This window comes from Rhizobium sp. RU36D (assembly GCF_900176345.1).
GTDB lineage: Bacteria > Pseudomonadota > Alphaproteobacteria > Rhizobiales > Rhizobiaceae > Allorhizobium.
Genome location: NZ_FWXU01000014.1, coordinates 55,099 through 81,027, shown reverse-complemented (window position 1 = coordinate 81,027; position 25,929 = coordinate 55,099). Strand labels below are relative to the sequence as shown.

Below are 25,929 nucleotides of genomic sequence, written 5' to 3'. Positions count from 1 at the left end.
CATCCGATGGAAGCAGATGCCGTTTGCCTTGTGGCAATGGGGAAATGATGTGCGAAGGCAGCGTTCTAATAAAGAAGAATTTTTAGTTTTTGTCATTGCCAGGAAGGCAACGCAGACGCCGCGCTTCGGATTGCAGGAGAGATCCAGCCGCATGGATCGATAGCCGTGCCTGATGATCTGCAGTTGTGCGGCGTGTTTCTAAGCAGGTTTAAAGGCTTTTCGACTGCATTTCGCGGGAGCCGTTGCGCGCCAATATCGGCTGTGGGTTTGCCCCTGAAACCCGTGACATTGGGTGTCACTCTGCTTGCCTTGGCGAAGGCAGATGAGTACAAGCGGAAAATTTCTTATTGCATTACTTTTTTGGGACATCCGTCAGCACCATTATCCGTGCTGCAGATCGGGTGTGGGGTGTGTCAGGTTACTTTGGGGGGCGACCATGGCCATGGCGGCGCAGGACATTCTGGGCAATCCGCAGTTTTTGCCCATTATCAAGATCTATGCCGGCACCATGCTGGAGGCCTATAACAGAAATCCCCGGCTATCCTCGGTCTTTGCGACCCAGCAGCGCTGGCTGCTTGCCCACGCATCGGCCGCCCTGTTCTATCGCCACATGCGGGGGCTGGAGCCTGCGCCGACGCTGTCGAGGCTTTTCGACGTCGTGGCCAAGTATCAATTATCGAGCCGCAACACCGCCGATGCCTTCATCAAGGAAATGCTGCACTACGGCGTCATGGTGCAGATCACCCTGCCCACAGACAAGCGCGCGCGCCCCTTGGCAGGGTCGCCGGAAGCGCTGGACGCCATCCGATCCTGGGCGATGAGCCATTTGGCGACGCTTGACCGGCTGGATGGCGGCAATCGGCTGGAAATCTTCCTGGCAGAGGAGGACTCCATGGCGCGGCTTCATCCCGAAATTGCCGATCGCTTGATGATGGATCCGGCGATCCGCCAGCCGCAAAAGACCTTCTCGCTGTTCACCTGGCTCAACAATGGCGGCAATATCATGGACTGGCTGATCGCCGGACTGGGAGAATTGAGCGAAGACGGCCAGCGCTATCCGACTGAGGTCAAATCCATCGCCGATCTGGCCGGCTGGCTGCCCCTGTCGCGCAGCCATCTCGCCCGAAAGCTTCGGGAAGCGGAATCCATGGGCAGCCTGGGCTGGGATGGCGAAAACAGCAAAAGCGCCATGTGGGTTTCCATAGGCTTCGTCAACGAAATGCTGGAGGCACAGGCGACCAAGCTCGCCCTGATCGACGACGCCTTTGACAGCGTTTTTCCCGAGCGCCGTAGCCCCGGGAAAAGCGAAGAGAGCGTGCCGGCAGAACCGGCCATTCCGACGCCGGCATGAGAGGCGCCGAGGCGAGGCCTCAGTCCTCGATGGGCCGTCGAAAAGGCGTGGCACTCCTTGTTCCGTCATGGTCGGGCTTGACCCTGATATCCATAACCATTTGAAATTTATGGATCCTCGGCTTAGGGCCGAGGATGACCCGAGCAGAGCGGATGCCTTGTTGGCACGCTGGCTTGGCCTCAGGCCTCGATTTCGATGTCACCCCTGGGCCGCGAACAGCAGGCCAGGATATAGCCCTCGTCGATCTCGTCATCGAGAATGCCGCCATTGTGGTCCATCTCGACCTCGCCCGAGAGCTTCATGACCTTGCAGGTGCCGCAAAGGCCTGACTCGCAGGCGGCGGCTATGCGCACGCCGGCAGCGCGGGCAGCCTGGAGCACGGTGTGGCCGGGGGCGCAGAGGCCGTCCTTGCCCGACATCGCAAAGGTGACCTTCGTGGCCTGTTCGCCATCGGCATGATCGGCGACGACGACCATCGGTTCCGGCTTGACCGGCTGAAAAGCCTCCTCATGATACTGCTTCATATCGAAGCCCGCACCTTCCAACGCCTCGCGCACGGTCGCCATGAAGGGGGCCGGGCCGCAGCAGAAGACGGTGCGCTCAAGGAAGTCGGGCGCCAGAAGCGCGATCTTCGCCTTGTCGATGCGGCCCTTGAGGCCCGACCAGAGCTGGCCGCGCGAGACCTGCTCGACGATGAAGCCCAGCGTCAGATGCGGCATCTCGCGAGCCTTGGCCTCAAGCTCCCAGCGGAAGATGATGTCGTCGGGCGAGCGCGCACAGTTTAGGAAGGTGATGTCGCTGTCGGGGGCCCGGTCGCTCATGTCGCGGGTCATCGAGACCATCGGCGTGATGCCGGAGCCGGCGGAGATGAAGAGATACTTCTTGCCCGGATATTTGGCATAGGAGAAATCGCCGAGCGGACCGAAGGCCTTCAGCGCCATGCCAGGCTTCAGATGATCGAACATCCAGCGCGTGCCAATCGAGTCCTTCTGCGCCTTCACCGTCACCGCGACCGTGTAGGGCCGGGAGGGGCTGGAGGAGAGCGTGTAGGTGCGCATGACCGGCTCAGGCCCTACGGGGATCTCCAGCGTGACGAACTGGCCCGGCATGTAGCGGAACCAGAGGCCCGGCTTGTTGGGCTTGAAGGTGAAGGTCATCACGTCGGCCGCCTCAGGCGTGACGGCGACGCATTCGAGCAGATGCTCCCGGTCGGACCAGGGGCGCATCTCGTCGACATGGCGGTATTGGGTGACGGCGATGTTCATGGTCACGCCACCGCCGACAGACGGGCCTTGTCGCCCTGCAGGCGGCTCGTCATGAAATTGCTATACCATTCTACGAATTGCATGACGCCACCTTCGTGATCGACGGAGTAGGGACCGGGCTCATAGGCCGGCGAGCGGATGCCAAAGGCGTTTTCCTCGACGATCGAGCGGTCCTGATCGTTGGTCATGTTCCAGACATGGGTCAGTTCTTCCAGGTCGTAATCGACGCCTTCGACCGCATCCTTGTTGACCAGCCAGGTGGTGGTCACCGCTGTTTCCTCTGCCGAGAGCGGCAGCACGCGGAAGGAGATCGCGTGGTCGCCGAGGATATGGTTCCAGGTCGTCGGATAGTGGAACAGCAGCATGGTGCCGATATGGCTGATCGGCACCTCGGCGGAGAGCAGCTTCTTCACGGCGCGCTTGCCGGACATGGTGTAGCTCTCGGCATCCTGGATCAGCGGCATGCGGGCGGTGCGGAACTGGCCCGACGGGTCCATCTTGAAGGTGGACGGCAGGCCGGCGGCCTCGCAGCGCTGCCAGTGTTCGGCAATGAAGGGATCGTCGCCCGCACCCTGGACGCCGGTCGCGGTCGGGGCCTCAGGATAGGTGCGGCAAAGCTCCGGATGGTTGCCGGCGCAGTGGTAGCATTCGCGGTTGTTTTCCCAGACGAGCTTCCAGTTGCCCTTTTCGATGATGGTGTTCTTGTGGGCGACCTTGGCCTCCCACAGGCGGTGCGGCGCAAGATAAGGCTCGATCGAGGCGCGCATCGGCGCGAAATCCGGCGCCTCATTGGCCAGGCAGACGAAGATATAGCCGCCGACGCTTTCGCAATGCACTGATTTCAGGCCGAAATCGGCCTTGTCGAAATTTTCGCCCATCTGGCGGGCGAAGACGAGCGAGCCGTCGAGATCATAGGTCCAGTTGTGATAGGGGCAGACGAGCTTGGCAGCCGCCCCCTTGTCCTTGGTGCAGACGCGGTGGCCGCGATGGCGACAGGTGTTGTGGAAGGCGCGAATGACCTGATCCTTGCCGCGGACGATGACGACGGGATAATCGCCGATCTGGGCGGTGAAATAATTGCCGGCGCGCGGGATCTCGCAGTCATGGCCGATGAACAGCCAGTCGCGATACCAGATCATCTCCATATCGAGCTTGAAATAGTCCTGGTCGATATAGAAGGGCTGCTCAAGGCTGAAGCCCTGCCTGCGATTCTTCAACTGCCGCAACACACTGGTCTGAAAATCCATCGTCGCCCTCGCTTTTTTCTCTGCAACGGACGCGCGAACAGGCAACCAGTGCTTGGGGTAAGCACGGCAGACTGACGCGGTCGCCCGCCGCGACCGTTCATATATTCGGATCCAGGCTGGTTTCCGGGCTCCGGAGCCGTCCCTTTCGGGACCGTTCGACACCTTCCCAGGCCGTCAAGCCCAGTGGTCTCCCGTCGAACACGAACTCCGCTACCGTTGCGGGGGCAGCGCCGGATTTCGACCGGCTTCCCAATTCTCCATCCTGTCCTCCCGACAGGTGGCACCTTGGAACTACCGGGATGCTAGCCGTTTGCACCTTGTCGCAACAGGCGGTTTGCGACATCGGCGAACCGCAATTTGGATAGTCGCCTTTCGTCCAGGGGATTTCGTGCGGGGAGTGCCGGGGAAGCCCGCCGATGCGCTTGACCGCCTGCGTGCAGTGATCCTAGAGTTCGACGGCGAGGAGGGCTTCACCCCTTCAAAAAATGCAAACGAAAACAAAAAGCTAAAGAGCCACGGGCTTCCATGGGCAGCCACTTGGCGAAAACCATAACACAACCACTGGAAACACCTGATGCTGATCGATATCGACCCCTTGCTTTCGCCCGATCTTCTGCACACGCTGCGCGCCATGGGCCATGGCGACGAGATTGCGCTTGTGGACGCCAATTTTCCCGGCACGACCAATGCCAAGCGCCTGATCCGCCTTGACGGCGTGTCGATAACGGATGCGACGCGTGCGGTGCTGTCGGTCCTGCCGCTCGATGATTTCGTCGATGTGCAGGCTCACACCATGGAAGTGGTGGGCAACCCGACCGAAGTGCCGCCCGCGGTGGCCGAGCTGCGCGCCCTCGTAGGCGATCGCGGCACCTGCGGCACGGTCGAGCGCCACGCCTTCTACGCCCGCGCCCGCGACTGCTTCGCCATCGTCCAAACCGGCGAAACCCGGCTCTACGGCAATATCATCCTGAAGAAGGGTGTGGTGCGTCCGAAGGGGTGAGGGGTATTTCGGCGGGGCGGGGTGGGTTGGCTTAGATCTCATCTCGCCGGCAGGTGCTTGTCCATGACCATCTGCGGTCGTGACTGGGTACCCCCCTCTGCCCTCTTTCGATTACATCGAAAAGCGGGCATCTCCCCCTCAAGGGGGGAGATCGACCCGCGGCCAATGCCGCGCCATAAGCTATCGTCGGACAGTTTGCTTTGAGAGGGAGCGGGCGATGCCGCCCAGCCGATCTCCCCCCTTGAGGGGGAGATGTCCGGCAGGACAGAGGGGGGTACCCCCGGTCACCATCGCTGACCTTGATCCGCTTTACGACTGCAATGGGTGTGTTCAAAGCCGCGAGGCAGCAACAACTCTTTAGCCAGGACCAGACGCAAACACGTCAGAGAGAGCCTGAGGCGCTGCCGCGAGTCGATCTCCCCCCTTGAGGGGGAGATGCCTGGCAAGGCAGAGGGGGGTACCCGGTTTCCATCGCGGACCTTGATCACACCTCGCCCAACCCCAACGCGAATACTCAGACCGCCCTATCCTAATACGCCGAGCCCTTGCCTCCCGCCACCGCCACGCCCAAGGACTCGTCGCGTTCGCGGGCGGCGTCGCGGGCGGCGTTGACGATCAGGGAGACGTCATTGGGGCCGATGGCGAGGCGGTAGCCGAGGGCTTTCAGATCGCTCCAGCTGCGGCCGGCGCCGACGATGGTGGCCAGCATGCGGCCCTGTTTGGCGCATTCGGCCTCGACCTTCTTGATCAGCGCCTGCGGCTCGGGCTCCAGCATGCGCTCCAGGTGATGGGCGGAGCCGGCGAGATCGTTCGGACCGATGAAGATGGCATCGATGCCCGGAACGGCGGCGATCTCGGCGATATTGGCAACCGCATCGACATGCTCGCACTGGATCATCAGCAGCAATTCGCCATGGGCTTCCTGAAGCGCATAGCCGGGACGCTGGCCGAAGCCGGAGGCGCGCACGATCGGGGCGGCATAGCCGCGGCTGCCATGGGGCGGATAGCGGCAGAAATCGGCAATGGCGCGGGCTTCTTCCACGGTGTTGACGCGCGGCACCAGGATGGAACGGAAGCCGCGGTCGAGCGCTCGGTTCAGCATCCATTGCGCCGCATGGGGGACGCGCAGGATCACCTCGCCGCCGGCGGCCTCGACCGCGCGGGCGACGGCCACCCATTGCTCGAGATCGCCGATGCCGTGCTCGCCATCGATCAGGATGACCGGCCAGCCATGGCGCACCATGGCCTCGGCATTGTCGGGAGAGCCCATCTCGGCCCAGGCGGCGGTGACGAACTCGCCATCCAGCATGCGTTGTTTCAAAGGTTTCACGGGGTGCCTCCCTTCAGGCTTGTTTCGGTGATCCGCGAATCGGGACCATCTAGTCTTTGCTTCATAAGATGCGCCTCAATTCCCCGGCGCAAGGGCGATCGTCAGGCGGTGGATGCCTGATGGCAGCAATAGGCTTTTGCCCGCCTTGGTTTGTCCCCCGTCAACCCATCGGGCATTCGATGGGAGTTCGATCAGCCCCTCGCAATTGGGCGGGATCTCGATCTCCCAACGGACCGTCTCCGCCTCCATGCTCCAATGGCTGCGGAACAGGCCGGTCTGGGCCTGGTAATCCGCCTTGCACCAACCAATGCGGGCGTCAAACAGCGGCCGCATGCGGCAGCGGCGAAAACCGGGGGTGCTTTCGTCCCAGTCGATGCCTGCGATCCGCGACCAGATCCATTCGCCGACCGAGCCATAAGCATAGTGGTTGAAGGAATTCATGTTGGCGGATTGGAAGCCGCGCTCGCGGGTCCAGCCATCCCAGCGTTCCCAGATGGTCGTGGCGCCCTCAGCGATAGAAAATCCCCAGCTGGGATAGGTTTCGTTGAGCAGCAGCTGGAAGGCCAGATCGGTCTCGCCGATATCGCTGAGAACGGGGCAGAGATGTTTCACACCGAGAAAACCCGTCTGCAGGTGGTTGCCGGCGGCGCGGATATTGTCGACCAGGCGACGGGCGGCGAGCGGCCGCAGCTCGGCCGGCAAGATATCGAAATCGAGGCTCAGCAGATAGGCGGTCTGGGTATCGCCGCGCACCAGCCCGTCGGCGGTCACGAATTCGGCTTGGAAGGCGGCGCGGATGCGCGTGGCCAGTTGGGCGTAGCGGGCGCGGTCCTGCTCCAGCCCCAAGACCGCGGCGATCCGCTCCATCAAATCGGCAACGAAGACCCAATAGGCCGTGGCGACCACCGTGCGGTCGGAAGATGGGCCGATGCTCAGCCAGTCACCATAGTTGTTGTAGACCGCGTTGCGCCTGATGCCATCGGGGTTGGCGGTTTCGATATGCTGCATCCAGCGCTGGAAGGCGGGATAGAAACGCTCCAGCAAGGCCCGGTCGCCATAGCGCAGGTAGTGTTGCCAGCCCATGATGACAGGCGCATCGCCCCAGCCGGGCGCGCCGGGCTGCGGGGTCAGCCGATAGGGGTTGAGCGGCTTGGTCGGCGCGACATCGGGAAAGGCGCCATCCGGCGACTGGCCGTCCTCGATATCGAGCATCCACTTGGTCAGGAAGGCAGCGACATCCATGGTGTAACCCGCCGTGCGCCAGAAGACCTGGGCATCCGCCGTCCAGCCATAGCGCTCGTCGCGCTGCGGGCAATCGGTCGGCACGGAGAGGAAATTGTCCCTCTGGCTCCATTCGATGTTGGAGAGCAGCTGGTTGACCAAGGCATTGCCGGTCTCGATCCGGCCGGTGACCGGCGCATCAGTGTGGATGGCTATCCCCGTCAGCGTCACATCGGCGAGATCGAAGCCGTCGGGAACGGACAGCTCCACATAGCGAAAGCCATGGAAGGTGAAACGGGGCTTGAAGCTTTCCCGTCCCTTGCCGGCGGCAATGAAGATATCCGTGGCGACCGCGTGGCGCAGGTTGGCGGTGTAGAGTTCGCCGTCACCGTCAAGGATTTCCGCGTGGCGCAGCGTGAAGCGATCGCCTTCGCGGGCCGTCACCTCAAGCTTCATATAGCCGGATATATTCTGCCCCAAATCGTAAATCGCAGCACCAGACGCGGATCGATGCAGGAAGCGTGCGGCGAATTCCGCCTGTTCGCGCGCGGGCTGGATGCGCGCGGCATTCAGCTCCGGCGGGCGCGGGTCCGGCAAGAATGCCTCGACCGGCTGCCAGCTGCCGGGCGGGTTTGCCGCCTCGCTCCAGCCGTCGATCGCCAGCCGCGCATCATATTGTTCGCCCATCAGGAAATCGCTGTAGCAGATCGGGCCCTGGCGCGTCTGCCAGCTATCGTCGGACGCGATGACTTCGACAGAACCATCCTGGTGATGCAGGTGCAACTCGCAGAGCAGGGCAGGACGGCCACCATAGTGATTGCCCGCGCGGCGCTGATTGTGGCCGACGCGGCCGCTATACCAGCCTTCGCCCAGGATTGCGCCGATGACATTGTCGCCGTCGCGCAGGGTCTCGGTGACATCATGGACCTGGTATTCGACGCGGCGGTGATAATCCGTCCAGCCCGGCGCCATCACGTCGTCGCCGATCTTCACGCCGTTGATATAGGCCTCGTAGAGCCCGAGTGCCGTGACATAGAGCAGCGCCTGCCTCGGCTTGGCGGCGGTGAAATGCTTGCGCAGATAGTCCGCGGGGCGGGCCTGCCACTTGTTGTCATAGATATTGTCCGAGGGCACTTCCCGACCGGCCGGCAGAACAAAATAGCGGGCAATCCATTGCGCCCGCCAGCGATCGGCCGCAAGGCCGGTGAAGAGGGTGGCCGGGGCAGAGACAGACGAGCGATCCGCCTCGTCCCAGACCGCGACGCTCCAGAACAGCTTGGCGCCATCAGGCAGCACGGGACCGCCATAGGGGATGAGCGAGGTGCGGTCTGAGACGATCTTGCCGCTATCCCAGATATAGCCGGAGCCTTTAGCGACTGCACCCTCATCCGTCCCGACAACAAGACGATAGGCCGTCTGCCGCTGGCCTCCGCCACCGCTGCGAAGCGCCCAGGAAAACCGCGGTACCGGCGTGTTCAGGCCACGCGCGACAGCAAGATGCTCGCACTTCAGGTCATATGGCTGCAATGTCGTGTTTCCTCGAACATGATTTTACGGGGTCGTTTTGGATGACGGGGCAGATCATGGCGTCGTTTCCGGTGAACCCCCCTCTGTCCTGCCGGACATCTCCCCCTCAAGGGGGGAGATCGGCTAGTGGCGCCGACGCTTCGCCCGTGGGAGGCAAAGCCTTAGCGGTAGCTGCTGGGCAGAGCGCCGCCGCGATTCGATCTCCCCCCTTGTGGGGGAGATGCCTGGCAAGGCAGAGGGGGGTTCACCAGCATTCCATGCCGTCCTGTCTTTCGATCCGAACCAGAAAACTCCCCATCCCTTGCTATTCCGGCCTAAATTTCCGTCGCCCGTTTGCGGGCGTTCATGATGTGCGTGTCGATGGCGTCGCTGGCCTTGTGGATATCGCGGGAGAGGATAGCCTCGATGACAGCGAGGTGATCTCCGAAGGCCGATGGCAGGACGTGCTGGGTCAACGTGATCCGGTCCCGCTTGATCAGCCGCATGCGGATCGCATTCACCGCATAGGCCTGGATCAACAGGTCGTTCTGGGTCGCGTTGATCAGCAGGTTGTGGAAGCCATCATCGATCTGCTGGCCGCGCTGGAAGACTTCCGGGGCCGGGGCCACCTTGACTTCCTCCAGGATCGCGCGATGCAGCGCCTCCTGCTCCCGCAGCACCTCATCCGGCATCGACCGCACCGCGCTGATGACTGCCTCGCGCTCCAGCGCCATGCGCATCTGGAAGGCCTGGCGGATCATCGGCAGGTCGATCTGGGTGATCTGGATGCCCCGCTGCGGCATGACGAGCAGCAGCCCCTCATATTGCAGGCGCGGCAGCAGCTCCCGCAGCGCACCGATGGACAAACCGAGCAGCGCCACCAGCTCCCGCTGCGAGACGAAGGCACCGGCCTTGAGCCGGCCGTCGAACAGCGCCTCGCGGAACCGGTCATAGGCAGCCTGCTTCACCGACCGAAGCTCGGTCGGTTCAGGCTCGGTCGTTGCGCTGTCCTCGGTCATGTCTTTCCTCTCCGCCGCCGGCTCGTGGCCGCCCGGATCAGGCGGCGGCGCGGAAGCCGGTATCCTCGAACAAAGCAATCAAGCTGGCCCGCTGCTTTGCGTCAAGCGCCTGCAACGGCGGCAGGGCCCGCGCCAGATCTTCATCCCCGCCATAATGCGCCAGCGCCGCCTTCAGCGCGACCAGCGAACCGTGATTGTCGACGGCGACGATGCGTTTTGCCTGCTTGTCCAGGATCTCGCGATTGCCGGGATTGTCGTAGAGCGCCTTGAGATCGCTGGCAAAGACATTGGGCATGCCGCCGATCATGCCGGCGCCGCCCTTGGAAACCAGCGTCGGCAGCACCCGGTCATCGCCGGTAAAGATCGCGAGGTTGCGGAAGCTTTCCACCAGCATCAGCCCGTTCTCGATGTCGCCGGTCGAATCCTTGATGCCGACGATGCGCGAGCCATGGCGGGAGAGGATCGTCTCGACCAGTGACTTGGTGAACTTCACGCGGCTCAACTGCGGGATGTTGTAGAGCAGGAGATCGATATCGCTGGCACCTGACGTGCGCTCGATCAGCGCGTCGTAGAAGCCGGCGATCCCGGCCTCGGTCGCGCCGTAATAGAAGGGCGGAAGCACCAGGACGGCACGGCAGCCAAGCTCGCGATAGGCGACCAGGCTGCGCACCGCATCATCCAGCACCGGCGTCATGATCGCCGGCACCTGGCGCCCCATGTCCACGCCCATCGCCTTCAGCGCCTGCAGTGCCGCTACCTTCTGTCCCGTGGCGAAAGAGGCGCCTTCGCCCGTGGTGCCGAAGGTCGAAACATGGCTGCAACCCTTGGCGAGCAACTGCCCGATATGGGCGGCAAGACGCGGAACGTCGATCTGGTGGTCCGGGGTGACGGGGGTGATGGAAGCGGCGATCACGCCTTGAAGTCTGGACTGCGACACGGGTCTCTCCTGATTGGTCAACTGATATAATCAGTTCAACAATCAAACGTCAAATGACTATTTACATCAGTTCGGACTTGTTGCAGTGTGCAGCCACGAACGGTCGCCAAGGCCGTCTTCGTCCGTCGAGATGACGTCTTTGAAACCCTGGAGGAGGGACCATGAGGACCTTGAAATCGCTCGCGCTCGCTGCGCTGTCGTTCACCGCTTTCGTTTCCGTTGCTGCCGCGCAAGAGAAGATCGAGCTAAAATACACGGTGCCCAGCGTACCGACCGACCTGCACACCCAGGCCATGAAGGTGTTCAAGGACAAGCTGGAAGAGCTCGCGCCCGGCCGCTTCGACACGCAGCTCTATGATTCCGGCTCGCTGTTTGCGCAGGGCGCCGACCTTGACGCGCTGCAGCGCGGCAATGCCGAGATGACCTATGTCTCGTTTCAGCTGATCGCCGATGCCATTCCGGAATACGGCCTGTTTACCGCCGGCTATCTGTTCCAGAGCCCGGCGCATTACCGCGCTGTGCTGCAGAGCGATATCGGCAAGGAATTCAAGCAGAAGGTATCGGACGAGATGGGCATTCAGCTGCTCGACGTCTGCTATCTCGGCACCCGCCAGATCAATCTGCGCACCGCCAAGGATGTGAAGACCCCGGCCGATCTCGCCGGTGTGAAGCTGCGCATGCCAAGCTCGGATGCGTGGCTGTTCCTCGGCCAGGCGCTCGGTGCCAACCCGACCCCGCTGCCGTTCGGCGAAGTCTATCTCGGCCTGCAGACCGGCACGATCGACGCCCAGGACAATCCGCTGCCGACGGTCGAAGCTGCGAAGTTCTATGAAGTTACCAAGCAGATCGTGCTGACCAGCCACCTGGTCGACGGCATCAACGTGACCGTCAACAACCAGACCTGGGAAAAGCTCGACGACGCCGGCAAGGATGCCATGACCAAGGCGGCCCAGGCCTCCTGCGACTGGAACAACCAGAAGCGCGTTGAAAACGAAGAGCGCCTGATCGGCTTCTTTAAGGAAAAGGGCCTTGAGGTGACCACGCCTGACGTCGACGCCTTCCGCAAGCACGTGCAAGACTTCTACCTGAAGTCGGATCGTGCAGCCTCGTGGCCGCAGGGTTGGATCGAGAAGATCAACGCGCTCGCCACGAAGTAGTGGCAGGGTCTGTAGCAAGATGAACGCATCTACCGAACCCGGCAGCATGATGCCAGCCTGGCTGCGGACACTCAAAGGGGGCGCCGACACCGTCGGCGTTCTCCTGTTCGTGGTCGCCTTCAGCGGCTTCATCGTCCAGATCTTCTTCCGCTATGTGCTGGGCAGCCCTGCGCTCTGGACGGAAGAGGTGACGATGATCGCCTTCGTCTGGACGGTTTTCTGGGCGGCTGCCTTTATGGTGAATATTCGTGAGCACGTGACCTTCGACGTGCTTTATGAGGTCGTCTCGCCGGAGACGAAGCGCCTGATGGCCATCTTTTCCATGGTCGTGCTGGTGATCGGATTTGCCCTGCTGATCCCGGCGACCTGGGATTATCTCACCTTTGTCCTGCGTAAGAAGAGCCCTGTCCTGCGCATCCAGATGACGTGGATCTACGGCTGCTACCTGCTGTTTGTCGTCAATTTCACGATCCAGGCGCTCTGGCGCCTGTGGAAGCTCTTCTCTGCCAACTGGCGCGCTCACGTCTGAGCCGCCCGACAGGTTATTGAACAATGGCCGAATACGCCCTTCTCATCATGCTCGTCATTCTGGTCGCCACAACGCTGGCAGGCCTGCCGATGGGCATTTCCATGATCGTCTCCAGCATCATCTACCTGTTGATCTCGGGCCGGGACATCGGTCTCGGTGCCGAAATGGTGCTGAACGGCGTGTTCGGCAATTTCGCAGCGCTTGCCGTGCCGCTGTTCATCTTCGCCGCCAATATCATGGATGCCGGCAAGATCTCCGACCGATTGCTCACCTTCTGCCTGGCGGTGGTGGGGCGCATGCCGGGCGGCATGGCGCAGGTCAACATCCTCACCAGCCTGATCTTTTCCGGCATGAGCGGCAGCGCCGTCTCCGATGCCGCAGGCGTCGGCAAGGTCGTGACCGACATGATGCTGAAGGACAACCGCTATCCGCCCGGCTATGCCGGCGCGCTGACGGCAGCCACCGCCGTGGTCGGGCCGATCTTCCCGCCCTCCATCCCTATGGTCTATTACGCCCTGGTGTCCTCGGCCTCGATCGGCGCCCTGTTCCTGGGCGGTGTCGTTCCCGCGCTGCTGATCGTGCTGCTGCAGGGCATTGCGGCCTATATCACCGCCAAGCGACGCGGCTTCCCGGTGGAAGATGCGATCCCCTTCCGCATGTTCCCGCTGATCATCCTGCGGGCGCTGCCGGCCCTGTTCATGCCGATCGTCCTGCTCGGCGGCATCTATACGGGTATTTTCACGCCCACCGAAGCGGCTGCCGTTTCGGCCTTCTACGCGCTGCTGCTCGCCGTCTTCGCCTATCGCTCGCTGAGCCTCAAGGAATTCGCGGCCGTGGTGCTGAGCACGGTCAAGACCACCGCCGTGGTGACGGTCGTGCTCTGCGGCGCCTTCATCTTCAACTATGTGATCGCCATCGAGCGCATTCCGCAGATGGTCTACGAGGTGTTTTCCTACTACGAGATGGAGCCCTGGGTTTTCCTGCTGGTGCTCAACATCCTCTACCTGATCCTGGGCTGCATTCTCGACGTATCAACCATCCAGCTGGTCATCACGCCTCTGTTCATTCCCACCGCCATGGCACTCGGCATCGACTTGGTGCATCTGGGCGTGGTGCTGGTGTTCAACATGATGATCGGCCTGATCACGCCGCCTTATGGGGTGCTGCTGTTCATCATCAAGGCGCTGAATGGCATCCCCTTGCGCGACATGATCCGTGAAATCTGGTCCCATATCGCATTGCTGGTCGGGCTGCTGTTCCTGATCACCTATGTGCCGGAACTGGTTCTATGGCTGCCGAGGCTTGCCGGCGCCATGCAATGATTGCGTGGTGAGGGGCAGTTGATATCCGCTGCCGGCGTCAAGGCCGCGAGCGGCAAGACCCGCCCCTGGAACCCGCGGCTGGATGGGCCGCGGTTTCTCCGGTAGGGGCGGACGTCTCATCCACCGGCGCCGCTAGGTGAATACTGCGGCAATGGCGGCCGCACCGCCGAAGACCAGTCCGACCGAGGTGCCAAGGCTGAGCGTGGCAAGGATGATGCCGATCAGCGTCGCCAGGCCGTCCCGTTCCAAGAGGCCGGCGCCGATCACCGTCAAAGAGAGCACCGGCAGGATGTTGCCGAAAGGAATGGGCAACGCCACGGCCACCGCCAGCAGAAACACCGGCAGGCCGATCAGCATCAGCGCCGTGCGTCCGGTCAGCGCCTTCAGCCGGCCCGGCCGCATCCAGCCCTCGACCCGCGAGACCAGCGGTGCGGTATGGCGGATCATCACATCAATGGTCGATGCCGAAAGGCGGCGGCGGCGCAGGAAGCGGGGCAGCCAGATCGAACGGCTACCGGCCATGATCTGCAGCGCCACCAGCGCCAGCATCGAGCCGAACACCATGCCGAACGGACCGGGGATGGGGATCATTGCCGGCAGCGCCAGGAAGACGATGGCGAATGCAAGGCTGGTTGGGCCCAGGGCTTCCAGCACTTCCTCGATGGATATGCTGCCCTGTCCGCGGGCAAGTTCCGCCACGCCAGCCAGATGGGCGGAAGCCACGCCGCCTTCGCTCTGCTGATTGTCTTCCTCGCCGGCTTTTTCGTCTGTCAACGATCCATCTTTCGCTTGCTGATTACTCGGTACAACTGGTTTCGCGCAGGGCCTGTCGATGGCCGTCACGCAGAACGCGGAGGATTTCGTCATGTTCCACCACGACCGAGTTCTGCTCGAAATCCTGCTTCAACTTGGCGATGACGTCACCGTCACCGGTCGTCACATGATCGCTGATGTGGAGCGCATGGGCATAGTGAGCAAGGGCCTCATCGCGCAGTCCCAGAAGGCCGCCGGCCCAATGACCGACGAGCAGGTTGCGCCGGGCGCGCACGCTGGTCAGGCCATCCTCTTTTGCCGACCGGACTTCCGGGGCAAACTCCACATGGATAACACGTTTAAGGGTGGCTTGGGTCATGATGTCACTCCTTTGGCTGCTGGCTTCGGGTAGCAGGCGCTTGCCTGCCACCCGCATTAAGCCTTTGATCTGCAGCATATTTTTGGTCTGATGGCGTCAATATTGCGGCGCTGGGCCTTTTACAGCAGGTCGCGTTGATTCGGATTCATGCGGCCTGCTGTAGACTTTTGTTTTCGCATGTCTTTGTCCCAAAACCGGTGCCCACTTTTGGGAGACATGCTTTAGCCCTGGGCTTCCGCCGTCGTCAGAAACTGCACGATGGGCTGGCAGGCGGGACCGCCCGAGGCCAGAAGCTCTGAGGGCTGCTGGTAGCCGATGGTCATGCCGACGATTGTGGTGGTCGCCCACCAGGGATCGTCGACCGCCTGGCGCACCAGCACGGGGCCGGCGGTGCTGAGGCAGTCCGTGGACTGCTGCACCACCTCGATCGAGGCGCCGGCGCGTTCCAGTGTCTGGCGCACCTCGGCCTGGACGGGATCAAGCACGAGGGCGGAAAAGACGGAGGCAAGAAAATCAGAGAGCATGATTGGTCTCCATGGATATCAAGATGGCTGCGGGGGAGTGTCGAGGCCTTTTAGGCCTCGAGTTTCTCGTCGTTGCGGGTCTTGATCAGGCTCCAGACCACGCCCGAGCCAATGATGGCGAAGGTGATGCCAAGCGAGAGCATCGCGGGGAACTTTTCGAGCCCCATGAGATCGGCAACGAACACCTTGGAACCAATGAAGATCAGCACCACGGCCAGCGCCGGCTTCAGGTAGCGGAAGCGATGGATCATGGCGGCCAGGGCGAAATAGAGCGCACGAAGGCCAAGGATCGCGAAGATGTTCGAGGTGTAGACGATGAAGGGGTCGGTCGTGATCGCGAAGATCGCGGGGACGGAGTCGACGGCGAAGATCACGTCGGCCACTTCGACCAGCACCAGCGCCATGAAGAGGGGCGTGATGAACCACACCATCTTGCCGGTCTTCGGATGCGGCTGCTTGACGAAGAAATGCTCGCCGTGGTGGCCTTCGGTCACGTTGAACCGGCGGCGCATGAAGGCGACGAGCGGGTTCTTGGCAATGTCAGGGTCGGCTTCCTTCATGACCAGCATCTTGATGCCGGTGAAGACCAGGAAAGCGGCGAAGACATAGAGCAACCAGGAGAATTCAGCCACGAGGGTCGCACCCACGCCGATCATGATCGCGCGCAGCACGATGACGCCCAGGATACCCCAGAACAGCACGCGGTGCTGATAGATGCGCGGCACGGCAAAGAAGGAGAAGATCAGCGCGATGACGAAGACGTTGTCGAGCGCAAGGGTCTTTTCGACCACGAAGCCGGTCATGTAGGCCATGCCGGAGTCAGCACCCAGATACCACCAGACCCAGCCACCGAAGGCGACGCCGAGTGAGATATAGAGAGCTGAAAGCTTGAGGCTTTCGTTCACCTCGATTTCCTTGTTCTCCTTGTGGAGAACGCCGAGGTCGAAAGCAAGAATGGCGATGACCAGACCGATAAAGGTCAACCACATCCAGACGGGCTTGCCCATCCAGTCAATAAACAGGAACGCCAGATCCAAGGCGGAGTCCTCCACCGGCATACGTTGTCGAAACGGTCCGACATCGCAAGAGAGCCGGTGGCTCTTGCCAGAGGGGCCCGGACCAGCGGGTTGGCGAAGAATTGGGAATTGCTGTGGGGTGGTTCAAGAGGGGTCGCCCCAATTTTTTCACAGGTTGCGCATCAATCGCCAACGCACGTATCCTTTGGCGGCGGCTGCCGTTGCCGGACGGCCAAACGACAGCGAAACTTGCCAATCATTATATCTTTAAGTATATAAGGAGGGGAGATGCCGTATAAAGTGCAATTCCATCCCGCCTTCGTTGCCGAATGGAAAATGCTGTCGATGGCACTGAAGGAATTGGTTGGCGAAGTGCTGGACCACCTTGAGGATGATGGACCATTTTTAGGCCGGCCAGAGGTCGACACGCTTTCGGGCTCCCTACATGCAAACATGAAGGAAATCAGGATCAGGTTCGGGAGACAAATCTGGCGTTTTGCCTTCGCTTTCGACCCGAGCCAAAGCGCAATCATTCTGTGCGGTGGTGAAAAACAGGGCAGAAGCCAGGACCTGTTTTACAGGCAGTTGATCAGCAAAGCTGACGCTCGGTTTGATGCCTGGCTTAAGGAGAAGAAGTATGAGCACTGAATGGAAGACGCTGCGTGCGGAACTGCCTGAAGACGTGCGCCGGCGGCTGGACGCCAAGCGGGAGGAGCGCCGTCTGGGCCGCGCCTTGGCGGAAGTCAGGAAGGCGATGCAGGCCACGCAACAGGACGTCGCTTTGGGGGCAGCGATGACCCAGAACACCGTGTCGAAAATCGAGAACGCCGACGATGTGCTGCTGTCCTCCGTGGTGCGTTATATGCACGCCATCGGCGGCGGCGTTGAACTGATACTCAAAATGCCCGATGGAAGAGCAAAGCGGGTCGATTTCGATCCCGATATTACAACAACAGAACCTGCCTGAGCGACGAGAGAGGTCCGCCTTTCCGGGCGATCAAAGGCCGTCAGCTTCAGGCCGACTGAAGTTCCCGCAATATCACAACCACCGCCCAAAAAACCCCAGCACCGCTTCACGCATCTCAGCCGTCTCCGAATGCCCGACGCCGTCCTGCTCCAGGAAGCTCAGCGCCTCGCCCGCACCAGCCCGCGCATAGGCAGCCACCGTTTCCGCCTTTGCCCGCTCGATTGCCAAAGGTGGCGTCAGGGGGTCGTCCAGTCCCAGGCAGATCAGTTGTGGGCGGGGTGCCACCAGGCCGGCGATCTCGCCGGTGGAGGTCTCGGCCAGGAGGCCGGGGATGGTGAGATAGTGGCCGTGCAGGTCGTGGGCGGCTGTGTCGATCAGCGTCGCGAAGTCGGCATAGCAGCAGAGATGGGCCGATGCCTTGATCCTCTCGTCGATCGCGGCAAGGAAATAGGTGAGGGTTGCGCCCATGGAAATGCCTGTCATGCCGATGCGGCCGGGATCGACTTGGGGAAGGGCGGCGAGCCAGGTGAGGGCTGCGGCGTTTTCGGCGAGCATCCGGCCGAACAGGGTTTCGCCTTTCCACAGCGCTGCCTTTGCGGCGGCACTTTCCGTCACGGTGGAACGCTCGCCGAAGGTCGGCATGTCGATGCAGAGCGTGACATAGCCTGCGCGGGCGAAGGCGGGTCCCGGCGCGTCGAGCAGGGCGGGGCGGCCTTCCACCAGTTCGGCGGCGCCGATATCGTAGCGGCCGCCATGGGCATGGGCGTAGAGGATGGCAGGACCAGGGCTGGTTGCCCCCTTCGGCCGGGTGAGGAAGCCGCGCACCGGTGTTCCATCGCCAAGGACGAAGCGCAGCCGCTCCAGCAGGTAGTCGCCGCGGTCCTCGGTCTCTCTGCCCGTCAGCGTCAGCGTCACCTCGCGCATGCGGTAGAGGTCGCGAAGGCGGTCCACCGAGATTGTCATGTCACGCCTCCGTTCCGGTTCTTAGGCCCGGTCGAGCCTCCTGCCCTTTTCATCGAACAGGTAGAGCGGGGCCGATGCCACCGACATCCTGATATCGCTGCGTGGCGCCAGATGGTGCTGGCCGGGCGCCACCAGCAGCGCCTTCTGGCCGGAGATATCGGCATGCACGACGGTTTCGGAGCCCAGCGCTTCGATCATGGTGATGGTGGCCGGCAGTTCGCCATCGGCGCCGGTGCCGATCGCAATATGCTGCGGGCGGATGCCCACCACCACACGCGTGCCGGACTGAACCGAGCCGCCCTTCAGCGGCACCGAGAGCCTGTGCCCGCCGGCAAATTCGACCACGGCGGTGCCAGCATCGCCCGAGGCGACGGAACCATTGAGGAAGTTCATATGCGGCGCGCCGATGAAGCCGGCGACGAAGCGGTTGGCCGGCTCGTTGTAGAGTTCCAGCGGCGTTCCGACCTGCTCGATGCGACCGGCGCGCAGCACCACGATGCGGTCCGCCAGCGTCATTGCCTCGATCTGGTCGTGGGTAACGTAGATCATCGTTGCCTTGAGCCGCGCATGGAGCGCTGCGAGCTCGGCACGGGTGGAGCCGCGCAGTTCCGCATCGAGGTTCGACAGCGGCTCGTCCAGCAGGAAGGCGGTGGGGCGGCGCACGATGGCGCGGCCGATGGCGACGCGCTGGCGCTGGCCGCCGGAGAGCTGGCCCGGGCGACGATCGAGATAGGCCTCGATTTCCAGCATGCGCGCGGCTTCCGCAATGCGGGTATCGATTTCCGCCTTAGGCATCTTGGTGTTCTCAAGGCCGAAGGCGAGGTTCTGGCGCACGCTCATATGCGGGTAGAGCGCATAGGACTGGAACACCATGGCAAGCCCGCGATCGGCGGCGGAGACGTCGTTGACCCTTTGCCCGGCGATCTCGATATCGCCGCCCGTCACCTTTTCCAGCCCGGCGATGGTGCGCAGCAGGGTGGACTTGCCGCAGCCGGAGGGGCCGACAAAGACGATGAATTCCCCATCGGCGATGTCGAGGTTGATCCCGTGCAGCACATCGACTGAGCCGAAGGATTTCGTCACATTGGTTAGCTTGATCTGGCCCATGAAAGCCCCCTGATTTCGGTCCGTTTTCACTTCAATCCGGTTCCGGCAATGCCGGCCGTGATGAAGCGCTGCAGGAAAATGAAGACGAGCACGACGGGGATCATCGTCACCACGGTCATTGCCAGGATGAAATGCCACTGCACGTTCAGCTCGCCGGAATAGATGCTGAGGCCCACCTGCAGCGTGTAGAGTTCCTTGCGTGACAGCACGATCAGCGGCCAGAGGAAGTCGTTCCAGCGCCAGACCACGGAGAAGATGGCGAGAACGGCGAGCGCCGGCGCCGTCAGCGGCAGGATGATGCGCCAATAGATCTGCCATTCCGAGGCCTTGTCCATGCGCGCAGCATCGATCAACTCGTCGGGAATGGTCAGCATATACTGGCGCAGGATGAACACGCCGGTGGGCGTCGCCACCGTCGGCAGGATGACGCCCCAGAGGCTGTTGAACAGCCCCAGCGCCGAGACGATGGAATAAAGCGGCACCATGATGACCGAGAGCGGCACCATCAAGGTGGCCAGGATCAGCAGCATGGCGAAGGAGCGGCCGCGGAACTCGTATTTGGACAGCGCGAAGGCCGCCATGGAATTGACCACCAGCGTGATCAGCGTTGCCACCACGGTGACGAAAACCGAATTCCAGAGATAGCGCACGAAATCGAAATGCACGAAGGGTTCGGTATAGTTCTCGGTGGCGAAGGACAGCGTCCGCGCCGGCTGGCGGTCTTTGATGTTGACCTTGATGATCTCACCGGGCGCCTGGGGATCGACCATCTGCGCCACAGTGCCGATGCGCCGCACCTCGGCCAATACCTTGGTGGTGCCATCCGGCAGGGTCGCCTCGTAGAGCGAGAGCGGCTTGTCATAGCCTTCCACGGTCGCCTGCTGGGTGACATAGGGCAGGATCGACGGCGGGAACTCGGCAAGCGCCGCGGGCGTCTTGAAGGAGGAGAAGACGAGCCAGACGGCCGGGCCGAACATGATGATCAATCCGCCGATCAGCCACAGCCAGGTGACGATATCCGTCCAGTGCCAGCCTTTGCCGCTCCCGTGAGCGCCGCGGCGACGGAGAATGAAACGCGCAGCCGCACCCATCAGCGTTTCCCCTTGCTTTCGTTCTTTCGGCCTATGCCGAGCTGGATCAGCGTGAAGACCACGAGCACCAGTCCCATCAGGATGGAGGCCGCTGCCGCCAGACCCGGATTGCGCAGCTGCGAGGCAAAGCCGGTCTCGTAGATATATTGTGTGAGGTAGAGCGTGCTGGTGCCCGGTCCGCCGCCGGTCAGCACGTAGACCTCGTCGAAGATCTGCACGGCGCGGATCAGCGCCAGCACGATGACCACGAGCAGGTTGGGGAACAGCAGCGGCATGGTGATGCGCCAGAACACGCGGGCCGGCTTGGTGCCGTCCATTTCGGCGGCCTCGTAGAGATCGCGCGGAATGGCCTGGAGACCGGCCAGCAGGATCAGCGTGTAGAAGCCCATATGCGCCCACAGCGACACGCCAATGGTGGCGGCAAAGGTCCAGGTGCGATCGGTCAGCCAGTTATAGGGCTCGAAACCGAGTTCATAGAGGCCGAAATTCAGGAGACCCTGGCGCTGCAGGATCCATTTCCAGATGAGGCCGACGACGACGGGCGACAACAGAACCGGAAAGAAGAACACGGCGCGCCAGAAGGAGCGGCCGATGATCTCCCGGTTCAGGATCAGCGCCGTGATCAGGGCTGCCAGGATCATCAAGGATACCTGCAGCACCACGAACCAGAAGGTATTGCCGACGGCGGTCCAGAAGGCGTCCTCCTGGCAGGACATCGGGTCGAGGAAATTCTGGCAGGTGAACAGGCGCTGATATTGCTCGGTACCGACAAACGACCGCTCGGCCAGGAACAGCGCCGTGCCGCCGGTCATGGAATAGACGAAGTTGATGACGAGCGGCAGCAGCACGAAGATGCCGAAGATCAGCATATTCGGCGCCAGGAAGAACGTCGCCATGCCGCCGATGCCGGTCGCCTTCTGCCACAGGCGCAAGGGCGCGTCGATCAGGCGCATGGCCAGGTTTACGGGCGCCATGAGGATGGAGGCGACGGATGTCGGTGAACTCATCGTTTTGCTCCCTCTTTTGTGGCAGAGATGCCCATTGCGGACCCCCTCATCCCCCTGCCGGGACCTTCTCCCCGCTGGGTAGAAGAGAATTGCCGCTCGCCTTCGCCTGGACGTCGAGCGGTAGTTTGAACGCGCCGTTGGGTAGTGGAGAGATCGAAGTGCGTGGTCATCGTCTTGCTCCCTCTTCTCCCCAGCGGGGAGAAGGTGGTCCGAAGGACCGGATGAGGGGGGCGGAGCCAAATCGCATGTCGAGCAAGTCCTGTTCAAGACCCCCTCATCTGCCCCAAGGGCATCTTCTCCCGGCTAGGGAGAAGAGGGAGATCGCGGTTATCGGCTTCAGTCCAAGGCAGCGTGCTCCCCCCAAGGAGGGGGAGAGCGTTTGCCTTGTCGGAAAGGCAGACCCTTACTGGCCGGCGTCCTTCACCTTCTGGGCAATGTCGGCGTCGATGCGGGTGAAGGCGTCTTCGAGCTTCAGCTCGCCGGCGAGCGTCTGGCCGATGCGGGTGACGACGGCGGCATAGACCGTGTCGGACCAGCGCCAGGCCGGCATCTTCAGGGCGCTTTCAGAGGCAGCCTTGGAGGCTTCGACGAAGGCGGTCAGGGCTGCCTTGGCCTGGGCGTTGTCGGTCTTGAAATCCAGGCCGCCCTTTTCGATCACGCCCTTATGGGCCGGCAGGAACAGCGTGCGCTCGGAGAATTCCTTGACGATCGCTTCCTGGGAGATCCAGTCCATGAAGGTTGCGACTTCCTTCGGGTTCTTGGTGTACTTCACCGCAACGAGCGCGGCACCACCCGGCATACCGGTGCAGGCGGCCGAACCGCAGGGGCTGCCGGTGGCGACCCAATCGAAATTCGTGCCGATCTTGGTGGCGAGGTTGGCGACCTGCCAGGAGCCCGAATAGTAATAGGCGAGCTGGCCGTTGATGAAGTCATCGGCAGCCGGGCGATAGGTGTTGCCTGCGGCCGACACCCAAACATCCTTGTCGAACTTGCCATTGGTGGACCAGTCGACCACCTTTGTCAGGAATTCCTTGGCGCCGGCATCGATAGGCGCCGGCTTGCCGTCAGCACCGATGAAGTTTGCGCCGTAGGACAGCATCGGCCCCATGACGCGGTGGCCGGAGCGGTCGATGGCGACAGAGAAGGGCACCTGCTGGCTGGCGGCAACCTTTTCGGCAGCAGCAGCCCAGTCATCCCAGGTAGCCTTGGGGCCGGGGATTTCCACGCCGGCCTGCTCGAACAGGGTCTTGTTGGCAAAGCCGCCGGTGAGCGTTAGCTGCGTCATGAAGCCGGAAATCTGGTTGGAGCCGTCGGGGCGCATCCAGTCGGCCTTGTCGCCGAAATTGTCATCCCAGTACTTGGCATCCTTCACCAGCGGGCGCAGGTCGAGCCAGTGCTTGGACAGGTCCTTGATGGCGGTGACGCGGGCGATGTCAGGGCCGTTGCCGGCTTCGAGCTGCACCGGCAGCTGTTCCTTGATGACGCTATAGGCAACGTTGTCGAGGATGACGTTGATGCCTGGGTTTTCCTTCATGAAGCGACCGACGAGATCCTTCATGACCTCGCCTTCAACGCCGTCGGAATACCACATGATGCGCACGTCGCCGGCCAGAGCCGAGGTCGACGCCATAAGTCCGACGGCCAGTGCCGCCAGAAGAGTCCTGGTCTTGGTCATGTCTTCTCCTCCGTTTTTGACGAGCCTTCTCCTGCCCGTCGATCTTTTGTCGGCGGCGCGGAGCCTCCCCCCGCGCTCAATCCGTTATTTTGCTGCCAGCATGGCAACCTCGCCGGCTACCGTAAAGCTTGCAGGCGAAATCACCCGGCCCTCAGCGCTGGCGGTGCCATCTGCACCAAAGACGACCGTACCATATTCGGGATCGTCGATAATGAAAGCACCATTTTCACCTTCGCGAACCGAAAGATGGGTAAAACGCGCCTCAACCGAAGCCAAATCGCTACTTTCGGTAAGCCTTACGATCCAGCGCGTCTTGCGGCCGTATTGGCGCAGTTCCGCATGGGCCGATGGTCCCTGGGTCACGGCTACGAAATCCGTGCTGCCGCGGATCAGCGCCGCACCCTTGCCGCTGCGGGCCAGCGCCAGGCTGCCGGAGACGCGGCTTTCATCGAAAGCCTCCTTCGGGAACCACACATGGGTGAAATCCGGCTGCTCCTCGAAAGTGGAGAATTCGAGTACGGCAAGACCGCGATACTGGTGCGCGCGGGGCAGGGTGCCCGAACCGCCCCAGAAGGACGGGCGGCCATAGCCGAACTGGATGGTTTCGCCGGGATGGTTGATCCACAGGCTCGCCTCGGGATGGTCGCCAAGCCGTGCATGCAGCACGGTTTCCTGATAACCCCATTCGTTCCAGCGGTAATGAGCGGCGGAACCCATGGCGAAGTTGCGACCCTTGTAGTGGTAGAGCGCCGCGAACTTGTTTTCGCCCTGGGCGAAGCGCCATTCCTGGTGCTCATCCGCCTTGTGAATGGCGACATCGGCGAGGCTTTCCGGCACGACGAGGCCATGATCGCGCAGGCAGACGGCCAGTTGCGGCACGCAATGCACGCGGCGGCCATACCAGCCGCGGCCCCAGAGCAGCCGGGCAACGGCCGAAAGCTCCAGCGAGCGACCGGCGCACAGGGTGTGCTCGTAGGAACGGCCCTGGGCAGCGGTGACCATGCCGTGATGGGCGGAGCGGGCGATGACTTCGCAAAGCCGCACAATGCCTTTCTTGGCGCGCTCGGCGATATCGGCATCCGGCGACAGCGCCGCCAGCGCCGTGAGGCCCTTGAGGTCGATCGGGAAATACGGCGCGGAGTTGAACTCGGCCATTTCCCACTTTTCGAAGTGATCGAGCCAAGCGCGCACGCGGGCAGCACCAACGGCGCTCTGTTCTGCGCCCGTGCGGCCGGAGCGGACGAAATGCTGATCCTTCAGAAGCGCGCCGGCGAGATAGGCCGAGGTGTGGAAAAGCAGCGCGTGGTTTTCGGAGAAATACCACTGCACGTCATTGCCGGGCTCGTCCATCCAGTAGCGATAGTTGAGGATGGCGCCATCGATGCGCTTGCGGGTCGCCTCGCCGATATCCGCACCCCAGACCCAGCGCGACCAGATCAGCGGCACCAGCGAGAAGTCGGCGCAGTCATGGCAATCCTCGATCGTCGGCAGGATTTCCTCGATCATGGCATCGGTATCCGCACCGCCCTTGCCATTGGCAAGCCGGGCGAAGGCGCGGACCGTATCGCGCTCGGAGAATTCCGAGATCTCGTCAAGGGTTTCCTGGATACGGGCCGCAAGCGTCCCCGCCGCCTGACCCTGTCGGGTGGCGTGGCAGATTTCGACGCCGAGCGACCGGGTGGCAACGAAGCCGCCGGCATTGAGCGTAATGCGGAAATGGCGGAAATCGGCAGGCGCATCTTCCGACGGCCCGATCAGCAGCTTGCCGGCACCCGCCGGCAGGTCGAAATCGAGGTCGAAGCGCTCGCGGGACATGAAGTCGCCTTCGACAGCGACATTGACCTTCACGTCAAGCGGCAGCGGCTTGGCCAGCAGCAGCGTGATATCGCCGGAGAAATAGGCCGTGCGGTCGAAATGCATGCCCTCGAGTGCGGCCTCCAGCGTTGCTGCGGTCTCGCCGGCAACCGGGACAGGCAGGGCGACGCGGGCCTTGGGGCCTGAGACATAATCGCACTGGAAGAAATAGCGCGCATCGCGTTCGGCCAGATCGTCGAAGAAGATCGAGATCTCGTTCAGGCCCGCCTGCAGCAGCAGTTCGAAATCCTGCTTGGCTTCGAGGTTACGGCTATAGGGCGCCATCCAGCCCACTTCCGCGCCGTTCAGCCAGACCACGGCACCACCGCAGGTGCCGAGCCGGATCGTTGCGGTCCCGGCCTCGTCGGCCTCGATGACAGTCTGGGTCCAGGTCGCAAGCCGGGTCGGGCGGAACCAGAAGCCGGAGAGATCAAGCCGCGGCGAGCCGAAGGGCAGCCACCACTTCACCGGTTCCGGCCGGCCGCGCACGTCGGGCCGCTTACCACGATAAGTCTCGGCAAAGATGGTGCGGCAGGGATATTCATGCGGAATGAAGTTCTTCACCTTGGTCAGGAAGAAGAAGGGATCCATCTCCCCCTTCATCGGCGCGTCGGGAACATCGAAACGCTCCTCAGCAATCTCGCCGAGCTGCCAGTAGCGGATCGCATCGCCCGCGTTGAGGTCCGTCTTCATATAGTGCTGGGTCATC

23 protein-coding genes and 1 riboswitch are annotated in these 25,929 nt (G+C 62.3%); of the genes, 7 read left to right on the top strand and 16 right to left on the bottom strand.

The window, feature by feature from the left end; translation table 11 throughout:
- Positions 1–436: 436 nt before the first annotated feature.
- Entirely contained in the window at positions 437–1,351 is a 915-nt protein-coding gene (locus tag B9A97_RS17470) for a hypothetical protein (RefSeq protein WP_084366642.1), read from the top strand.
- Positions 1,352–1,530: 179 nt separating this feature from the next.
- Here the strand turns inward: B9A97_RS17470 and B9A97_RS17465 are convergent, their stop codons facing one another.
- Together B9A97_RS17465 and B9A97_RS17460 are read right to left on the bottom strand one after the other, a co-directional pair.
- Positions 1,531–2,616 (bottom strand): FAD-binding oxidoreductase, encoded by a 1,086-nt coding sequence (locus B9A97_RS17465; RefSeq protein WP_084366641.1) that lies wholly within the window; start codon positions 2,614–2,616, stop codon positions 1,531–1,533.
- Between the two features lie 2 nt (positions 2,617–2,618).
- A complete protein-coding gene (locus tag B9A97_RS17460; RefSeq protein ID WP_084366640.1) occupies positions 2,619–3,863 on the bottom strand; it encodes an aromatic ring-hydroxylating oxygenase subunit alpha in 1,245 nt (414 codons plus the stop codon).
- Positions 3,864–3,959: 96 nt separating this feature from the next.
- A riboswitch (cobalamin riboswitch) is annotated at positions 3,960–4,166 on the bottom strand.
- A gap of 271 nt (positions 4,167–4,437) precedes the next feature.
- Between B9A97_RS17460 and B9A97_RS17455 the strand changes: the two genes are divergently transcribed.
- A complete protein-coding gene (locus tag B9A97_RS17455) occupies positions 4,438–4,863 on the top strand; it encodes an RbsD/FucU family protein (protein ID WP_084366639.1) in 426 nt (141 codons plus the stop codon).
- Between the two features lie 529 nt (positions 4,864–5,392).
- On the opposite strand, the gene B9A97_RS17450 is transcribed toward B9A97_RS17455, so the two are convergent.
- From B9A97_RS17450 to B9A97_RS17430, 4 genes are all read right to left on the bottom strand, one after another.
- Positions 5,393–6,193 (bottom strand): HpcH/HpaI aldolase family protein, encoded by an 801-nt coding sequence (locus B9A97_RS17450; RefSeq protein ID WP_143530548.1) that lies wholly within the window; start codon positions 6,191–6,193, stop codon positions 5,393–5,395.
- 75 nt (positions 6,194–6,268) lie between these two features.
- Positions 6,269–8,941, bottom strand: coding sequence for an alpha-L-rhamnosidase (locus B9A97_RS17445; protein ID WP_084366637.1), 2,673 nt, complete (start codon positions 8,939–8,941; stop codon positions 6,269–6,271).
- A gap of 314 nt (positions 8,942–9,255) precedes the next feature.
- Positions 9,256–9,939 carry a GntR family transcriptional regulator gene (locus B9A97_RS17435; RefSeq protein WP_084366636.1) on the bottom strand — a complete coding sequence of 228 codons (684 nt, stop codon included), beginning with the start codon at positions 9,937–9,939 and terminating at the stop codon, positions 9,256–9,258.
- A gap of 37 nt (positions 9,940–9,976) precedes the next feature.
- Entirely contained in the window at positions 9,977–10,876 is a 900-nt protein-coding gene (locus B9A97_RS17430) for a dihydrodipicolinate synthase family protein (protein WP_084366635.1), read from the bottom strand.
- Between the two features lie 161 nt (positions 10,877–11,037).
- Between B9A97_RS17430 and B9A97_RS17425 the strand changes: the two genes are divergently transcribed.
- Genes B9A97_RS17425 through B9A97_RS17415 form a run of 3 tightly spaced genes read left to right on the top strand, consistent with a single transcriptional unit; the run spans position 11,038 to position 13,884 of the window.
- Positions 11,038–12,033 carry a sialic acid TRAP transporter substrate-binding protein SiaP gene (locus B9A97_RS17425; RefSeq protein WP_084366634.1) on the top strand — a complete coding sequence of 332 codons (996 nt, stop codon included), beginning with the start codon at positions 11,038–11,040 and terminating at the stop codon, positions 12,031–12,033.
- 19 nt (positions 12,034–12,052) lie between these two features.
- Positions 12,053–12,562, top strand: coding sequence for a TRAP transporter small permease (locus B9A97_RS17420; RefSeq protein ID WP_210189714.1), 510 nt, complete (start codon positions 12,053–12,055; stop codon positions 12,560–12,562).
- Positions 12,563–12,585: 23 nt separating this feature from the next.
- Positions 12,586–13,884 (top strand): TRAP transporter large permease, encoded by a 1,299-nt coding sequence (locus tag B9A97_RS17415; protein ID WP_084366632.1) that lies wholly within the window; start codon positions 12,586–12,588, stop codon positions 13,882–13,884.
- A gap of 132 nt (positions 13,885–14,016) precedes the next feature.
- On the opposite strand, the gene B9A97_RS17410 is transcribed toward B9A97_RS17415, so the two are convergent.
- The 4 genes from B9A97_RS17410 to B9A97_RS17395 form a co-directional block, all read right to left on the bottom strand.
- On the bottom strand, positions 14,017–14,658 hold the full coding sequence (locus B9A97_RS17410; RefSeq protein WP_084366631.1) for an exopolysaccharide biosynthesis protein: 642 nt from the start codon (positions 14,656–14,658) through the stop codon (positions 14,017–14,019).
- 22 nt (positions 14,659–14,680) lie between these two features.
- A complete protein-coding gene (locus tag B9A97_RS17405) occupies positions 14,681–15,016 on the bottom strand; it encodes an ATPase inhibitor subunit zeta (protein WP_084366677.1) in 336 nt (111 codons plus the stop codon).
- A gap of 221 nt (positions 15,017–15,237) precedes the next feature.
- Entirely contained in the window at positions 15,238–15,540 is a 303-nt protein-coding gene (locus B9A97_RS17400) for a hypothetical protein (protein ID WP_084366630.1), read from the bottom strand.
- A gap of 50 nt (positions 15,541–15,590) precedes the next feature.
- On the bottom strand, positions 15,591–16,577 hold the full coding sequence (locus B9A97_RS17395; RefSeq protein ID WP_084366676.1) for a TerC family protein: 987 nt from the start codon (positions 16,575–16,577) through the stop codon (positions 15,591–15,593).
- Positions 16,578–16,844: 267 nt separating this feature from the next.
- Between B9A97_RS17395 and B9A97_RS17390 the strand changes: the two genes are divergently transcribed.
- Entirely contained in the window at positions 16,845–17,204 is a 360-nt protein-coding gene (locus B9A97_RS17390; RefSeq protein WP_084366629.1) for a type II toxin-antitoxin system RelE/ParE family toxin, read from the top strand.
- A complete protein-coding gene (locus B9A97_RS17385) occupies positions 17,194–17,523 on the top strand; it encodes a helix-turn-helix domain-containing protein (protein ID WP_084366628.1) in 330 nt (109 codons plus the stop codon). Before B9A97_RS17390 ends, B9A97_RS17385 begins: the two co-directional genes overlap by 11 nt.
- Before the next feature lie 72 nt (positions 17,524–17,595).
- On the opposite strand, the gene B9A97_RS17380 is transcribed toward B9A97_RS17385, so the two are convergent.
- The 6 genes from B9A97_RS17380 to B9A97_RS17355 form a co-directional block, all read right to left on the bottom strand.
- Complete coding sequence (locus B9A97_RS17380; RefSeq protein ID WP_084366627.1) at positions 17,596–18,486, bottom strand: alpha/beta hydrolase family protein; 891 nt, start codon at positions 18,484–18,486, stop codon at positions 17,596–17,598.
- Positions 18,487–18,507: 21 nt separating this feature from the next.
- The gene (gene ugpC / locus B9A97_RS17375) at positions 18,508–19,593 is read right to left on the bottom strand and encodes an ABC transporter ATP-binding protein (RefSeq protein WP_084366626.1); all 1,086 of its coding nucleotides are present in this window, start codon (positions 19,591–19,593) and stop codon (positions 18,508–18,510) included.
- 26 nt (positions 19,594–19,619) lie between these two features.
- The gene (locus B9A97_RS17370) at positions 19,620–20,684 is read right to left on the bottom strand and encodes a carbohydrate ABC transporter permease (protein ID WP_084366625.1); all 1,065 of its coding nucleotides are present in this window, start codon (positions 20,682–20,684) and stop codon (positions 19,620–19,622) included.
- Complete coding sequence (locus tag B9A97_RS17365) at positions 20,684–21,691, bottom strand: carbohydrate ABC transporter permease (protein ID WP_084366624.1); 1,008 nt, start codon at positions 21,689–21,691, stop codon at positions 20,684–20,686. Before B9A97_RS17365 ends, B9A97_RS17370 begins: the two co-directional genes overlap by 1 nt.
- Before the next feature lie 403 nt (positions 21,692–22,094).
- The gene (locus tag B9A97_RS17360; protein WP_084366623.1) at positions 22,095–23,366 is read right to left on the bottom strand and encodes an ABC transporter substrate-binding protein; all 1,272 of its coding nucleotides are present in this window, start codon (positions 23,364–23,366) and stop codon (positions 22,095–22,097) included.
- Between the two features lie 84 nt (positions 23,367–23,450).
- Complete coding sequence (locus tag B9A97_RS17355) at positions 23,451–25,928, bottom strand: hypothetical protein (RefSeq protein ID WP_084366622.1); 2,478 nt, start codon at positions 25,926–25,928, stop codon at positions 23,451–23,453.
- Position 25,929 lies beyond the last annotated feature (1 nt).

Excerpts from the sequence above, each read along its gene's own strand:
- B9A97_RS17470 (WP_084366642.1), top strand. The coding sequence starts at position 437 with ATGGCCATGGCGGCGCAGGACATTCTGGGCAATCCGCAGTTTTTGCCC.
- B9A97_RS17465 (WP_084366641.1), bottom strand. The coding sequence starts at position 2,616 with ATGAACATCGCCGTCACCCAATACCGCCATGTCGACGAGATGCGCCCC.
- B9A97_RS17460 (WP_084366640.1), bottom strand. The coding sequence starts at position 3,863 with ATGGATTTTCAGACCAGTGTGTTGCGGCAGTTGAAGAATCGCAGGCAG.
- B9A97_RS17455 (WP_084366639.1), top strand. The coding sequence starts at position 4,438 with ATGCTGATCGATATCGACCCCTTGCTTTCGCCCGATCTTCTGCACACG.
- B9A97_RS17435 (WP_084366636.1), bottom strand. The coding sequence starts at position 9,939 with ATGACCGAGGACAGCGCAACGACCGAGCCTGAACCGACCGAGCTTCGG.
- B9A97_RS17425 (WP_084366634.1), top strand. The coding sequence starts at position 11,038 with ATGAGGACCTTGAAATCGCTCGCGCTCGCTGCGCTGTCGTTCACCGCT.
- B9A97_RS17420 (WP_210189714.1), top strand. The coding sequence starts at position 12,053 with ATGAACGCATCTACCGAACCCGGCAGCATGATGCCAGCCTGGCTGCGG.
- B9A97_RS17415 (WP_084366632.1), top strand. The coding sequence starts at position 12,586 with ATGGCCGAATACGCCCTTCTCATCATGCTCGTCATTCTGGTCGCCACA.
- B9A97_RS17405 (WP_084366677.1), bottom strand. The coding sequence starts at position 15,016 with ATGACCCAAGCCACCCTTAAACGTGTTATCCATGTGGAGTTTGCCCCG.
- B9A97_RS17400 (WP_084366630.1), bottom strand. The coding sequence starts at position 15,540 with ATGCTCTCTGATTTTCTTGCCTCCGTCTTTTCCGCCCTCGTGCTTGAT.
- B9A97_RS17390 (WP_084366629.1), top strand. The coding sequence starts at position 16,845 with ATGCCGTATAAAGTGCAATTCCATCCCGCCTTCGTTGCCGAATGGAAA.
- B9A97_RS17385 (WP_084366628.1), top strand. The coding sequence starts at position 17,194 with ATGAGCACTGAATGGAAGACGCTGCGTGCGGAACTGCCTGAAGACGTG.
- B9A97_RS17380 (WP_084366627.1), bottom strand. The coding sequence starts at position 18,486 with ATGACAATCTCGGTGGACCGCCTTCGCGACCTCTACCGCATGCGCGAG.
- ugpC (WP_084366626.1), bottom strand. The coding sequence starts at position 19,593 with ATGGGCCAGATCAAGCTAACCAATGTGACGAAATCCTTCGGCTCAGTC.
- B9A97_RS17370 (WP_084366625.1), bottom strand. The coding sequence starts at position 20,684 with ATGGGTGCGGCTGCGCGTTTCATTCTCCGTCGCCGCGGCGCTCACGGG.
- B9A97_RS17365 (WP_084366624.1), bottom strand. The coding sequence starts at position 21,691 with ATGAGTTCACCGACATCCGTCGCCTCCATCCTCATGGCGCCCGTAAAC.
- B9A97_RS17360 (WP_084366623.1), bottom strand. The coding sequence starts at position 23,366 with ATGACCAAGACCAGGACTCTTCTGGCGGCACTGGCCGTCGGACTTATG.
- B9A97_RS17355 (WP_084366622.1), bottom strand. The coding sequence starts at position 25,928 with ATGACCCAGCACTATATGAAGACGGACCTCAACGCGGGCGATGCGATC.